Here is a 13,020-nt window from a genome sequence, read left to right as displayed (position 1 = left end):
ATGAAAGTAAAACTTCTCGGCATTACGCTACAAACAGGTAAAGGAATAAGTCTTGCTGAATTTTTTGAGCATTTGGCAAAAAATCAGAACAAAGCAATTGAACATGGCGGACACCCTCGCCTCTTGTATGTCGCCGAGGAGGGCAGTTATTACATAGGCCTGCTCATCACAACCAAAGACCAGAAAAAATTCCTTGAACTTACACAGGGCAATGGCAATGTCGAAATCGTCACACGAGATGTATCAGACGGTGCTTTACTGGCAGATTTTAATTTCTTCTTGATACATAAAAAGACAGGTCGTGGCATCTATCAACACTATTACCAGTCATGCGCGCTCAATCAGTTTGGCTATCTAGCTAGGAAGCATTACGAGGAACTCAAGAAGGCCAAGATTGAAGCTGAAAAACAGTCCGACTCTTCGGTAGCGAAGATTAAATCAATCAAAAAACAGTTTGACGGGACTTTAGAATGGATGCAGCTTGTAAGACCTGAAACGTTTGACAAACTGGTTGCAAGTTTTTCTCACATTCACTCTTTCAAGTTCAAATTTTTTACGGTCAAAGACGAAGAACCTGTTTTTAGACCACTAGCGAACATCTCAAAATCAGTAACACAGGCTTTTACTTTTCATCAAAATACCGTTGTGACAAGCGTGGCTGATGCGATTAGGGCGGCTCTAAATACATTCAATGTCGATAAGGGAAGAATTGAGGGGGTTGATTCTGACGGAATTGAACAAGTTATCTTTCTTGAGAACAACCCCGATAGCTTTGGTGAATTTGATTACGATACCATTGCGGATAAGCTGAAGAAACTTGCGGCAAAGGACTTCGCTGGAACTTGGTTTATGGATGAAATTTTGAAGGTTGCAAAAGCTCAGAACGCACTCCTTTCAACCCCAACAAAGATTTAGAAATGAAGCGACTCATACCGGCATTTGTTTACATCGTTCCCGCGTTAATCGCAGCGGCGGTGTTTGCGCTTTGCTGGTATTTTCAAACTCACCTTGGCGTAGACGTTTCAACTTTCTTTGCGGATAAGCTGCGCGGCAGTCTATTCGCGGGGTTTTTGACCTTGGGCAGTTTCTTGCTTTCTCTAAAGACAGGAATAGTCATTAAGATAAAAGAAGGGCTGTACGACAAACCGGAGTACAAGACGAGACTTATACAGAGACGGCAACTCAATACGTCGTTGACCCACTATGGGCCACTGCGAAGATTAAGTCGGCTTCTTTCGCTTGCGGTTTTTTCCGCGCTTTGCGCAGCAGCAATTCAGTTGACTGTAGGGTTAGTCCCATTTTGGTGGGCTTCTGGCATATGTCTTGCCTCTGCAACGTTCTCTATGGGACTTTTGATGGCATCGTTTTTTCTCATTCAGGCCAATCTGTCTGATTGGTTTAACCTGCTAGAAGACTCTTCGGCTGAAAGTTCCGTGAAGCAGGATTAATCAAAGGGGCCACTCTAATTAATTTTGCTATGATGGTTCATGCCACACCGCGCGCGGAGATAAAATCAAGCCTCTTTTGATTCGTTGTCACCGAACTGGCTGCCAAGTTGGATAAATAATTTGGCCTATAACCGGAAACTACTCGGTATTTAAATCTAAGTGATGTTGCCGCGCTGAAGCCGGCAGCGGCAAGTCATCGGTTTTGATGACGGCGATATTCGCCCGTTTGCCAATGCGCGCGATATCGCCGTCGTCAGAATAAATGGTTGTGGCATTTTCGGATTTTGCGATGGCAACAATTTGCCAGTCGAACTTTGCTTTCGCCCAAGTTTTTGCCTTGGCCTTTTTGTCGCCACTCGTTAATGCTTCGCTGATCATTAGCGCACATTCCATTGCGGCTTTGGCTCCGAATGGTGCAATGCGGAAATTGCTTGAAGAGTTGAGCTTACGGAAATATTCATCGCGTGCACTGCCTGCGCGTGCCATGAATTCCGATAATGCAGGTGTTGGAATGAGTATGGTGGTGCGCTTTTTTTGAAGAGTTTCGACGAGGTGGTCGAGCTTCGCCCGGCGGTCGCCTTTAAGACGCTTATTAAACAGGTCAATCAAGACGGAAGCATCGAAAACGACCATTAATCGCCCCGCAACTTTTTAAGTTCTTCTTGCGGGTTATCCATCTCGTTCCACTCGCTGCCTTCGATCCTGCGCAGTGTCTCGATGACATCCACCAGCGGCGCTTCATCGAGGGGTTCGAAGCTTTTAATGTCGAAATTGTCGAGCTCCCAAGCGCGTTCCTGCGTCCTTCGCCATTTTCCACGCCCGTGGATGCGCACGCGTTGGCCAAAAAGATAAGGGGCTAGTTGTTTTGCCGTTTCGCGTTTGGTGTTGCATCGGTAATAGGTACCGTCCTCACCTTCCAGCATGACCGGTACGGTCTCGTCTTTGCCGCCGATGCGAATTACCATGCCCTCAAGTTCACCTTGCTCGAAAAGCACCACTTCCTCGGCTAGTGGTGTTTTGGCACCCGAAAATTCAAGAATCTTGGCGCCGCCTTTGATGCGAAGGTAGGCCGTGGCGCCATCATCGCGCAGCATGTGGTTGATATCCTGTTGCGCCCGGCTGACTTCTTCTGGTGCATCTGGCGTACCTACTAGCTTGAGTCTCGCAACGACTTTGGGATTGGCTGTCGGATCAACTGCGATTTCGGGCACAGCGCTACCCTTTCGCACTTTCATGAAGTGTACGTGTTCCTTGCTCCCGAACAGGGTCGATAATCTCGCCAGATACTCGGCAAGCCGTGACATAGGTAGCGTCTCGGGTGTCCAAGCATCAATCCGGAAATCATAAATAATTAGTTTGTCCATATTCTAAGCCTCATGCGCATTGTGACACTGAGTTTAGTTGGTGGGTAGCCGTTTGAGCTGTTAGCCAGTTTAATTAACCCAACTTCCGAGCAAGGTCCTCCGCTCGCAAATGCGTATACCGTTTGAGCATTTGTAGCGTTTTGTGGCCCGTAATGCTGGCCACTTCCAGTGGATTCAGCCCTTTCTCGAAAAGGCGGCTAGTGGCCTCATGACGCAAATCGTGAAAATGAAAATCCTCAATCTCAGCCCGCTCACAGGCGCGCATGAACGCGCGCTTAACTGCCTCGGTTGTAACCCCGGGAAATAGCTTGCCGATAGTCGAACGTGGCAGCGCACGGATTGTGGCTACGGCTGTGGTGGAGAGTGGCACACCACGGGGCTCGCCGTTTTTGGTCTCTGGCAAATAGGCGCTAGGTTTTGTCAGGTCAACGTGCTTCCAATCCAGGCTGACAAGCTCACCTTGACGCATGGCGGTTTCAATTGCCAGTTTGACGATGGGTAGCAGGAACGGATTGCGCGTATCTGCGCATGCGACAAGAAGGCGTTGCGCTTCATCACCAACTAGACGCCGATCTCTTGGTTTGGCCCCTTGCGGCCGGCGCACCAGGCGAACCGGGTTTTCCGGGATGTGAATGCCCCATTCACGGCGGGCAGTTTCCAGCGCGTGAGCGATGAGGTTGAGTTCCTTGTGTAGCCCCGGCCACTTCTTTTAAGCGGCCATCACGGTATTTAGCGATGTGGGCGCTGGATAAGGCTGCGATTTTAAGTTCCGCAAGTGGGCGTCGCATCATGGCGCGCAGTCGGGGAGCTTCGGCGCCTGCACCTCGTTTCAGTGGAGTTACTTCGTCATGGTAGCGAGCAAGAACATCTCCAAGGGTGTTCTTTTCAGCTTCAGTGCGATCTACGAAAACGCCTTTGTCCATATCGTTTTCAATATCGCGCGCCCATTTTTCGGCCTGAATTTTTGTGTCGAACGAGCGCGACTGGATCGGAAAACCTTTTCGACGAATTTTTGCCCGCCAGTAGTCGCCGCGTTTTTCGAGAGTTGCCATTTGGACACCCGCTTTCAGTTGATTACGCGCTGAAAGCTTAGTGTCCCAAAATTGTCCCGAAATGGCAAATTTAGAAACAAATATGGCCCAGGTATTTACCTAAGCCATTGTATTGTTTGGTGGGCGGTGGCAGTTTCGAACTGTCGACCCCTGCCGTGTGAAGGCAGTGCTCTACCACTGAGCTAACCGCCCAATAAGGCGCGCATTTAATCACAGAGGGCTTTTTCAGTCAAACAAATTGCGCGCAATCGACCCGGTGTCGCGTAAAATTCGGGCTTTTACACTGGCCTGTATTGTGGAAACGATTCGACTCTCCAAACTCATGTCTGAACGTGGTCTGTGCTCGCGGCGCGAGGCGGATGTTTATATCGAACGCGGCTGGGTGAAGGTGGACGGTCTGCTGGTCAACGAGCTGGGTAGCAAGGTGTCGCCAGATTGCCGCATAGAGCTAGCACGGCAAGCGCAGCACGAACAGGGCAGCCGGGTGACGATACTGCTGAACAAGCCGGTGGGATTTGTGTCGGCCCAGGCGGAAGACGGCTACAAACCAGCGGCAACGCTGGTGACAGCGCCCAATCATTATGCTGATGACCGCTCAGGCATACGTTTTTCCAACGAACACGTGCGCGGGCTGGCACCTGCCGGGCGGCTGGATATTGATTCCACCGGTTTACTGGTGTTGACACAGGATGGACGAATTGCCAAACAGCTGATCGGCGAAGACTCCAGTGCCGACAAGGAATATCTGGTGCGGGTGCAGGGAAAACTCAGCGCCGAAGGCCTCAAATTGCTCAATCACGGCCTGAAACTGGATGATGTAGCGCTGCGCCCGGCGCGCGTAACGTGGCAGAACCAGGATCAATTGAGTTTTATCCTGCGTGAAGGCAAAAAGCGCCAAATTCGCCGCATGTGCGAATTGGTGGGCCTCAAGGTCGTTGGCCTGAAGCGTGTACGGATCGGCGCGGTAAAACTGGGTGAGTTGCCGGTCGGGCAATGGCGTTATCTTGCGACGGATGAGAAATTCTGAGTATGGCAATAGCAAGACCCAGGATCACATATGACCCAGCGGTTTGAGGGTTAGTTCGGAGCCGCGCTGAGTGAATTCCATCTGCTTGAGAAAGCTCATCCCCAGCAATACCGTGTCATCATCGAGGCCCGTGGTAATCAATGCAGCCACATCATGGACCTCGATTGAACCCAGGCGGACAGTTTTCAAGCTGGTCTGATAAGCCTTTGCGGGGCCATTGGCGGTTTGCACGGTCGCCACAGCTCCACGAGCCAACGCCAACTTTTGCGCAAGGCCGGGGGACAGGGCAACACGGGTAGCGCCTGTATCCACCAGAAACGTGACACGCTGACCGTTGATCTCCCCCTGCGCCAGATAATGGCCTTGCGGATTACGCTGCAGGCGTACTTCACCATGCTGTAGCGCCAGCACTTCGGCACGATTGGGATTGGCAATGTGAGTCAGGCGCGCCTCAAAATACCAGTATGCGCCGACAAACAATATGACCCAGGCGATCGCCAGCATGATGAGACCACCGCGGCGGTGCGGATTATCTCCCATGCTTTACGTCAGGTTAATGAAGTTGTCGCGGTAGAATTTGAGTTCGACGATGGAATCGTAAATATCGGCCAGCGCCTCGTGCTTGCTTTCTTTGAGAAAACCTTTTGCAACAGAGGGTTTCCAGCGCTTGACCAGTTCCTTCAGTGTACTGACGTCCAGATTACGGTAATGGAAATAGGCTTCCAGTTGGGGCATGTAACGCGCCAGAAACCGGCGATCCTGGCAAATCGAGTTCCCGCACATGGGTGAAATGCCTTTACCCACATATTGCGCCAGGAACTCGATCATCTGATTTTCCACGGCAGCTTCATCCATGGCGGATGTCTTGACCTTGTCAATCAGACCGGAGCGCCCGTGCGTACCCTTGTTCCAGTTATCCATACCGTCCAGCACGGCATCGGACTGATGTACGACCAGCACCGGGGCTTCAGCCACCGTATTGAGCTGGGCGTCCGTCACCACCAGCGCCACTTCCAGAATACGGTCACTATCGGGGAGCAAACCGGACATTTCCATGTCTATCCAGATCAGGTTGTTGTTATCTTGAGCCATCATGTCCATTCAAAAGTAAAAGGGCAATTGTGTCATAATCGCACAATGAATACATTCACTCTTATCTTCATTGCCGCCCTGGCAATCAGCATATCGGTGCGAATGTGGCTGGGGCAACGTCATTTGCGTTTTGTTGCCAGTCATCGAAATACCGTACCTGCTGCATTTACGGATGCAATCACGCTGGCCCAGCACCACAAAGCGGCGGACTATACGCTCGCTAAAACCCGGCTGTCATTCCTGCAAATTATAGTAGAAGCGGCTGTATTGCTGGCCTTTACCCTGGGCGGCGGACTGCAATGGCTGGATACAGCCTTGTCTGGTGCATACGCCTCGGAAATACTGCGCAATATCTTGCTCATCACCAGCGTGATGGTCATCGGTGCAATCATCGAACTGCCTCTGGATTTATACCGAAAATTTGTCATTGAAAACCGCTTCGGCTTTAACACCATGACATTCAAGCGTTTTTTGATTGATTCGTTCATGCAAGCCACCATTGGTGCGCTGCTGGGCTTACCCCTGCTATTTGCCGTGCTTTGGCTGATGCAGGCCTCGGGCAGCCTATGGTGGTTGTATGCCTGGCTGGTTTGGGTGGGGTTCAATCTGACGCTGCTCGCCATTTACCCTACTTTCATTGCACCCTTGTTTAACCGTTTTGAGCCCATGGAAAATGGCACACTCAAATCACGCATCGAACAGTTGCTGCAAAAATGCGGCTTTACCGCACAAGGCCTGTTCGTCATGGATGGTTCCAAACGCAGCAGCCATGGCAATGCCTATTTCACCGGTTTTGGCAAAACCAAACGTATTGTACTGTTTGATACCTTGCTCAAACACCTTGAAGCAGACGAGGTGGAAGCCGTGCTCGCACACGAACTGGGCCATTTCAAGCGCCGCCATGTGATCAAGCGCATGGCCTGGATTTTTACAGCCAGTTTGGCGTTTTTGTGGATACTCAACTGGCTGATGGCTCAAACCTGGTTTTTTAGCGGCCTGAATGTGACCAGCCACACCACAGGCATGGCGCTGGTGCTGTTTTTTCTGGTGCTGCCGGTATTCACCTTTCTGCTGCAACCGCTGAGCAGCCTTTATTCACGCAAACACGAGTTCGAGGCAGATCAGTATGCCGCCGTACAAACCCGGGCGCACAGCCTGATCAGTGCGCTGACCAAGCTATATCGGGACAATGCGTCTACACTGACTCCGGATCCTCTCTACGCCATGTTCTATAATTCGCATCCGGATGCGCAGCAGCGCATCGCGCGCCTGCAAACAGCGGCGCATAATTAATATGCCATCTCTATTACAAAGGACCTACGCATGAAATCTTTGCTTACAGTTGCATTGTTACTTGCCGCCGCCCCACTCTATGCCGCCCCCTTCGGCAAAGGCGACCCGAAGGTCGGCAAAATGCTGGTGGATAAATCCTGCGTAAGCTGCCACGCCTCTATGGTCGGTGGTGATGGCTCCAAAATTTATACTCGCGCCGATCACAAGGTCAAAAATCCGCAGCAACTCGCTGCGCGCGTCGCGGCATGTAATGCGAATACTGGCGCCAACTGGTTTCCAGAAGATGAAATGCATGTGGATGCCTATCTGAACCAGCAATACTACAAGTTCAAGTAAAGTCACGATGGCAGACATTTGTGATCTTGCCGCCAAATCCTGCCGGCCTTGCGAGGGTGGTAGCGCTGCATTGACCCCGTCTGCCATTGCAGCGTTTCTGGTGCAACTGGATGGCTGGGAACAGAACGGCACACGCATCACAAAAACCTACAGCTTTAAAGACCATTACCAGGCCATGGCATTCGTGAATGCGGTCGCCTGGATATCCCACCGCGAAAATCATCATCCCGATCTCCATTCAGGCTACAACCAGTGTCGTGTGGAATACACTACTCATGCACTGGCCGGCTTATCTGAAAACGATTTCATCTGTGCCGCCAAGGTGGATGCCCTGTTCCATCTTTAGCATGGTCTTGCGTACTGTCATTCCGGATAATTAAGTACGTCGATTTCGCTACGGCAAGCCCAAGTGAAATAGAATAGCGGCATGATCCGCCATACCTGTCTCCAGAACCCATGACCGCGCCTTTACCCCTGCAGGGGCTGGTTACCGCCACTTTCGGAAGACACTATCAGGTTGAAACCGGCGACACGCAAATCGAATGCGTATCGCGTGGCAAGCGTAGCGGCATTGCCTGCGGAGATCACGTGGTTTTTCTGCCCACATCTTCAGGGCAAGGTGTCATCGAATCCATACTCCCGCGTCAAAATCTGCTGCATCGCTCAGTCGCGCACCGCAGTAAACTGATCGCCGCCAATGTGTCACGCATCGTCATTGTGGTCGCACCCGTCCCCAGTTTTTATGATTTGCTGATCAACCGTTGTCTCGTTGCCGCCGAAGCGGCGGCCATCCCGGCGCTCATCTGTCTGAACAAGTATGATCTGGGAGAGCCCGCCTACGCTGCGCAGCATCGCCTTGAGCCTTACATCAAGCTGGGCTATCCACTGCTGGCGCTCTCGGCACATCAGGATATCAGCGCGTTACGACCCTATCTGTCAGGACAGATCAGTGTCTTTGTGGGTCAATCGGGCATGGGGAAATCCAGCTTGATCAACGCGCTGGCGCCCGAGGCCCGCACGACAGTGGGAGAAGTATCCGAGGCACTCGACTCAGGACGCCACACCACCACTGGTGCCCGCATGTACAAACTGGATGATTCGAGCAGATTGATCGATTCGCCAGGCATGCAGGAGTTCGGCCTGAATCACATCGAGCCCGCCCAGCTTGACCGCTACTTTATCGAGTTTCGCCCTTACATTGGCCATTGCAGATTCAGCAATTGCCGCCATCTGCACGAACCTGACTGTGCCGTCACGCAAGCTGCGGCCGCGGGGGAAATCACGCCAGGCCGCCTGACCGCCTATCGGCAAATACTCGCTGGTTTGAAATCGTAAACAGGAAAAGGTCTATAAACAGATTATTCACTGCGGGGGGATAATCATGAAAAGACGCATGTTTATGGTTTCGCTATTGGCCTGGCCGACATCCGCCCTGGCCGAAGCGACGATTGTCAAAACACCTTACCAGCCAGCCAAGGTCGTATTTGATTTTTATCTGGACGACCCGCAGAAAATCGGTAGCGCCCTGTACTGGATACGCTCCCTGATGAATCCCTTACTGGAAGAGCCCTATGGTTATTCTCCGGAACAACTGGATATCAAGGTAGTGATACACGGTACGGAAATCGTCACCGTCGCGAAGAAAAACGAAGCAAAATACAAGGATGCCGTGGACCGGATGCGTTACTACGCGGATTTTGGAGTAAGTTTCAAGGTATGTGGCTATGCCGCTGAAGAATACGGCTACAGTGCGCGCGATTTTCAGGACTTTATCCAGATCGTGCCGAATGCCATCACCGAACTGGCCTACTGGCAAATGCAGGGTTATGCGCTGATCACCCCGAACGTGCAGTTCAAGAAATTTTCGATTGAGGCGATCCGCTGAAGGGTCAAGCGTTTATTCCGGCCAGTGTTTGATGTAGCGCTTGAGCAAACGGTTTTCGAAATCTGCCGCATTCAGGCAGGCGCGTGCCACATCGTGGAAAGAAATCACACCCAGCAATGTTTCACCGTCCATGACCGGCAGGTGACTGATGCGATTTTCGGTCATCACGCCGCGCACGTAATCCACGGTGTCATCAGGATTGCCGATAATGGGTTCAGTCGCCATCATGTCACTGACCTTAACCGCAATCAGCGCACAGCCACGCACATTCAACCCGCGCAGCACGTCACGCTCGGTAAGCAAGCCGACCATGGTACCGTTCTGACGTACGATTAATGAGCCGACATCGTGCTTCACCATCACCTCAACCGCTTCTGAGACCGGTTGATCCGGGTCGATGGAGAAAATATCGCCGCCCTTGATAGTCAGAATTTCACGAATAATCATTTGATCACTGCTCCCGGCAAACCTGCTTGAAAATACACCTACAGAATATCAGATGCCATGCGCCCGTGAAAGCCGTATGTTCCTGTGCAGATCAATCCCTGAAATTCTGGAATTGCAACGGAAAATCGCTGATGTTCTTGCGCACCAGCGCAATCGTCTCCTGTAACAGATCACGCTTGGCGCCGGTAACGCGCACTGCTTCACCCTGAATGCTGGCCTGCACCTTGAGCTTGCTGTCCTTGATGATGCGGACGATCTGCTTGGCAAGATCACTTTCCACGCCGGTTTTTACCGTCGCACTCCGCTTGACCTTGTTCCCGCTCACTTTTTCCGACTTTCCAACTTCCAGGCATTTGATATCAATACCCCGTTTAATAAGCTTGTTATTGAGGATTTCCTGCACCTGATCAAGCTTGAAATCATCGTCTGCATAAACTGTAAGCACGTATTCCGCTTGCTCAATACGCGCATCCGATCCCTTGAAGTCAAAGCGTGTCGAGACTTCCTTGTTAACCTGTTCGACCGCATTCTTGACTTCCTGCTTGTCTACTTCTGAGACAATATCAAATGAGGGCATATCAAACTCCCGATCAGTATTTGCTGAACATATCAGCCAAAATGGCAAACGTAATCCAGCGTTTCCATGGTTTCTATATCGAATTTGCTATTGCCGGGCACTGAAAACTGCTCGCCAGCTTTGTAGGTTTTCCAGTCGGTTTCGCCAGCCAGCTTCACTTTGCACACACCACCGTTGATTTCCATGATTTCCGGCGCGCCGGTGTTGAACACCAACTGGCTGGGGAAAATCACGCCCACGCTTTTTTTGCTGCCATCGGCAAATACCACGGTATGCGATACGCATTTGCCATCGAAATAGACGTTGGCCTGTTTAACCACGCTGACATTGTCGAATTGAGACATGACCTGTTCCCGAATTAGTGACTACGGTTTTTAAGTTTGGCGGCGATACGCAAACGCAACGCATTCAGCTTGATGAAACCTGCGGCATCCGCCTGGTTATAGGCACCCGCGTCGTCTTCAAATGTGGCGATGGTGGCATCGAACAGTGAATCGGTTTTGGAATCGCGCCCCACGACAATCACGTTGCCCTTGTAGAGCTTGATTCTCACCCAGCCATTCACCGTAGCCTGCGACGCGTCGATCATGGTTTGCAGCATGACCCGCTCCGGACTCCACCAGTATCCGTTGTAAATCAGGCTGGCGTAACGCGGCATCAGATCGTCCTTGAGATGCGCCACCTCGCGGTCCAGCGTGATGGATTCAATGGCGCGATGTGCCTTGAGCATGATGGCTCCACCCGGCGTTTCATAACAACCGCGCGACTTCATCCCCACATAACGGTTTTCCACCAGATCCTGGCGGCCTATCCCATGCTTGCCACCCAGCCGATTCAATTCCGCCAGCACGGTTGCCGCGCTCATCGCCTGGCCGTTGATACCCACGATATCGCCACGGCTAAATTCCAGATCGACATATTCGGCCGCATCGGGCGCCTTTTCCGGTGATACTGTCCAGCGCCACATATCCTCTTCTGGCTCGTCTGCCGGATTTTCCAGCGCACGCCCCTCATAGGAAATATGCAGCAGGTTGGCATCCATGCTGTAAGGGCTGCCGCCCGCCTTGTGCTTCATCTCCACAGGGATGCCGTGGGTCTCCGCGTAGGCCAGCAATTTTTCACGCGACAACAAATCCCACTCGCGCCACGGCGCAATGATTTTGATATCTGGATTGAGCGCATAAGCACCCAGTTCGAAGCGTACCTGGTCGTTGCCCTTGCCGGTGGCACCGTGCGAGATGGCATCGGCTCCGGTGAGATTGGCGATTTCGATCAGGCGCTTGGCAATCAGTGGTCGCGCGATGGATGTTCCCAGCAGGTATTCACCTTCGTATACCGTATTGGCACGGAACATGGGAAACACGAAATCGCGCACGAACTCTTCACGCAAATCATCAATGAAGATTTCCTTGACGCCGAATTTTGTGGCTTTCTCACGGGCCGGTTCCAGCTCTTCGCCTTGACCGATATCCGCAGTAAACGTCACCACTTCACACTGATAACTGTCCTGCAACCACTTCAGGATCACCGAAGTGTCCAGGCCGCCTGAATAGGCCAGCACAACTTTTTTCACGTCACTCATTTATTTTTCCCAACAATAAATATTCCATCAACGCTTTTTGGGTATGCAAGCGATTTTCAGCTTCGTCCCACACCACACTTTGCGGACCGTCAATAACCTCCGCCGCCACTTCCTCGCCCCGATGCGCGGGCAGACAATGCATGAATAACGCATCCTTGACTGCAACGCGCATCATGTCTGCATCCACCTGCCAGTCCTGAAAATTGCGCAGACGTTCCTCATTTTCAGCCTCGAAGCCCATGCTGGTCCACACATCGGTAGTGACCAGATCAGCATCGCGGCAGGCTTCCATGGGATCAGTGAAGCTCTCGTAGTGGGTCGTGTCATATAGACCCGCACGTTCCGGCTCGACTTCATATCCGGGCGGGGTCGATACGTGCACATTGAAATCCAGCACCACGGCAGCCTGCAGCCAGGTATTGCACATATTGTTGGAATCGCCGATCCACGCCACCGTCTTGCCCTTGATGCAGCCGTGACGTTCTATGAATGTGAAGATGTCTGCCATGATCTGGCATGGATGGTATTCGTTGGTGAGGCCGTTGATCACCGGCACGCGGGAGTGTGCAGCGAAGCGTTCGATAATACCCTGCTCGAAGGTGCGGATCATCACGATATCCACCATGCGCGAAATCACCTGTGCCGCATCCTCGACCGGCTCGCCGCGCCCCAACTGGGTATCACGGGTATTGAGGTAAATCGCCGAGCCGCCCAGTTGATGCATGCCGGCTTCAAATGACAACCGGGTGCGAGTGGACTGCTTCTCGAATATCATGGCCAGCGTACGATCCACCAGCGGGTGATGAGGTTCATAATTCTTGAACCGCGCCTTGATAAAATTGGCACGCTTGAATATATGTTCAAATTCGCTGCGATTTAAGTCCTGGAACTGCAGAAAGTGTTTGATCGGTGCCATC

Annotated in this window: 19 protein-coding genes and 1 tRNA gene; 8 read left to right on the top strand and 12 right to left on the bottom strand. The window is 51.9% G+C overall.

Going from position 1 to position 13,020, the window contains the following annotated elements; all coding sequences use genetic code 11:
- The gene (locus ACYCZJ_RS06845; RefSeq protein WP_461553473.1) at positions 1 to 915 is read left to right on the top strand and encodes a hypothetical protein; all 915 of its coding nucleotides are present in this window, start codon (positions 1 to 3) and stop codon (positions 913 to 915) included.
- 2 nt (positions 916 to 917) lie between these two features.
- A complete protein-coding gene (locus ACYCZJ_RS06840) occupies positions 918 to 1,448 on the top strand; it encodes a hypothetical protein (RefSeq protein WP_461553472.1) in 531 nt (176 codons plus the stop codon).
- A 138-nt stretch (positions 1,449 to 1,586) separates the two neighbouring features.
- Here the strand turns inward: ACYCZJ_RS06840 and ACYCZJ_RS06835 are convergent, their stop codons facing one another.
- The 5 genes from ACYCZJ_RS06835 to ACYCZJ_RS06815 all read right to left on the bottom strand — a co-directional run bounded on the left by ACYCZJ_RS06835 (position 1,587) and on the right by ACYCZJ_RS06815 (position 4,056).
- Positions 1,587 to 2,081 carry a type II toxin-antitoxin system VapC family toxin gene (locus ACYCZJ_RS06835; RefSeq protein ID WP_461553471.1) on the bottom strand — a complete coding sequence of 165 codons (495 nt, stop codon included), beginning with the start codon at positions 2,079 to 2,081 and terminating at the stop codon, positions 1,587 to 1,589.
- A complete protein-coding gene (locus ACYCZJ_RS06830) occupies positions 2,081 to 2,812 on the bottom strand; it encodes a hypothetical protein (protein WP_461553470.1) in 732 nt (243 codons plus the stop codon). Before ACYCZJ_RS06830 ends, ACYCZJ_RS06835 begins: the two co-directional genes overlap by 1 nt.
- Positions 2,813 to 2,885: 73 nt before the next feature.
- A complete protein-coding gene (locus ACYCZJ_RS06825) occupies positions 2,886 to 3,416 on the bottom strand; it encodes a site-specific integrase (RefSeq protein ID WP_461553469.1) in 531 nt (176 codons plus the stop codon).
- Between the two features lie 37 nt (positions 3,417 to 3,453).
- Positions 3,454 to 3,864, bottom strand: coding sequence for a hypothetical protein (locus ACYCZJ_RS06820; protein ID WP_461553468.1), 411 nt, complete (start codon positions 3,862 to 3,864; stop codon positions 3,454 to 3,456).
- A gap of 117 nt (positions 3,865 to 3,981) precedes the next feature.
- Positions 3,982 to 4,056, bottom strand: a tRNA-Val gene (locus tag ACYCZJ_RS06815).
- 46 nt (positions 4,057 to 4,102) lie between these two features.
- Here ACYCZJ_RS06815 and ACYCZJ_RS06810 point away from each other — a divergent pair.
- Positions 4,103 to 4,891 (top strand): pseudouridine synthase, encoded by a 789-nt coding sequence (locus tag ACYCZJ_RS06810; protein ID WP_461553467.1) that lies wholly within the window; start codon positions 4,103 to 4,105, stop codon positions 4,889 to 4,891.
- A 24-nt stretch (positions 4,892 to 4,915) separates the two neighbouring features.
- On the opposite strand, the gene ACYCZJ_RS06805 is transcribed toward ACYCZJ_RS06810, so the two are convergent.
- Both ACYCZJ_RS06805 and orn read right to left on the bottom strand, forming a co-directional pair.
- The gene (locus ACYCZJ_RS06805; RefSeq protein ID WP_461553466.1) at positions 4,916 to 5,431 is read right to left on the bottom strand and encodes a retropepsin-like aspartic protease family protein; all 516 of its coding nucleotides are present in this window, start codon (positions 5,429 to 5,431) and stop codon (positions 4,916 to 4,918) included.
- Positions 5,432 to 5,434: 3 nt separating this feature from the next.
- Positions 5,435 to 5,983, bottom strand: coding sequence for an oligoribonuclease (gene orn / locus ACYCZJ_RS06800; protein WP_461553500.1), 549 nt, complete (start codon positions 5,981 to 5,983; stop codon positions 5,435 to 5,437).
- A 45-nt stretch (positions 5,984 to 6,028) separates the two neighbouring features.
- Here orn and ACYCZJ_RS06795 point away from each other — a divergent pair, with 45 nt between their 5' ends.
- The 5 genes from ACYCZJ_RS06795 (at position 6,029) to ACYCZJ_RS06775 (ending at position 9,497) form a co-directional block, all read left to right on the top strand.
- A complete protein-coding gene (locus tag ACYCZJ_RS06795; protein WP_461553465.1) occupies positions 6,029 to 7,276 on the top strand; it encodes a M48 family metallopeptidase in 1,248 nt (415 codons plus the stop codon).
- Between the two features lie 30 nt (positions 7,277 to 7,306).
- Positions 7,307 to 7,612, top strand: coding sequence for a cytochrome c (locus ACYCZJ_RS06790; RefSeq protein WP_461553464.1), 306 nt, complete (start codon positions 7,307 to 7,309; stop codon positions 7,610 to 7,612).
- Between the two features lie 7 nt (positions 7,613 to 7,619).
- Positions 7,620 to 7,958: a 4a-hydroxytetrahydrobiopterin dehydratase gene (locus ACYCZJ_RS06785; protein ID WP_461553463.1), complete on the top strand. Its 339-nt coding sequence runs from the start codon at positions 7,620 to 7,622 to the stop codon at positions 7,956 to 7,958.
- 110 nt (positions 7,959 to 8,068) lie between these two features.
- Complete coding sequence (rsgA, locus tag ACYCZJ_RS06780; protein ID WP_461553462.1) at positions 8,069 to 8,947, top strand: ribosome small subunit-dependent GTPase A; 879 nt, start codon at positions 8,069 to 8,071, stop codon at positions 8,945 to 8,947.
- Positions 8,948 to 8,993: 46 nt separating this feature from the next.
- Positions 8,994 to 9,497 (top strand): DsrE family protein, encoded by a 504-nt coding sequence (locus tag ACYCZJ_RS06775; RefSeq protein WP_461553461.1) that lies wholly within the window; start codon positions 8,994 to 8,996, stop codon positions 9,495 to 9,497.
- Positions 9,498 to 9,509: 12 nt separating this feature from the next.
- Here the strand turns inward: ACYCZJ_RS06775 and ACYCZJ_RS06770 are convergent, their stop codons facing one another.
- The 5 genes from ACYCZJ_RS06770 to argF form a co-directional block, all read right to left on the bottom strand.
- Positions 9,510 to 9,944 (bottom strand): CBS domain-containing protein, encoded by a 435-nt coding sequence (locus ACYCZJ_RS06770; protein ID WP_461553460.1) that lies wholly within the window; start codon positions 9,942 to 9,944, stop codon positions 9,510 to 9,512.
- Between the two features lie 91 nt (positions 9,945 to 10,035).
- Positions 10,036 to 10,521, bottom strand: a complete 486-nt coding sequence (locus tag ACYCZJ_RS06765) for a YajQ family cyclic di-GMP-binding protein (RefSeq protein ID WP_461553459.1) — start codon at positions 10,519 to 10,521, stop codon at positions 10,036 to 10,038.
- Positions 10,522 to 10,553: 32 nt separating this feature from the next.
- Positions 10,554 to 10,865, bottom strand: a complete 312-nt coding sequence (gene ppnP / locus ACYCZJ_RS06760) for a pyrimidine/purine nucleoside phosphorylase (protein ID WP_461553458.1) — start codon at positions 10,863 to 10,865, stop codon at positions 10,554 to 10,556.
- A gap of 14 nt (positions 10,866 to 10,879) precedes the next feature.
- On the bottom strand, positions 10,880 to 12,103 hold the full coding sequence (locus ACYCZJ_RS06755; protein WP_461553457.1) for an argininosuccinate synthase: 1,224 nt from the start codon (positions 12,101 to 12,103) through the stop codon (positions 10,880 to 10,882).
- On the bottom strand, positions 12,096 to 13,019 hold the full coding sequence (argF, locus tag ACYCZJ_RS06750; RefSeq protein ID WP_461553456.1) for an ornithine carbamoyltransferase: 924 nt from the start codon (positions 13,017 to 13,019) through the stop codon (positions 12,096 to 12,098). The genes ACYCZJ_RS06755 and argF overlap by 8 nt, the downstream gene beginning before the upstream one ends.
- Position 13,020: the final 1 nt, after the last annotated feature.

It is taken from the genome of Sulfuriferula sp., assembly GCF_054605375.1.
The sequence above is the reverse complement of the archived record's forward strand: the minus strand, read 5'-3'. Positions and strand labels throughout refer to the sequence as shown.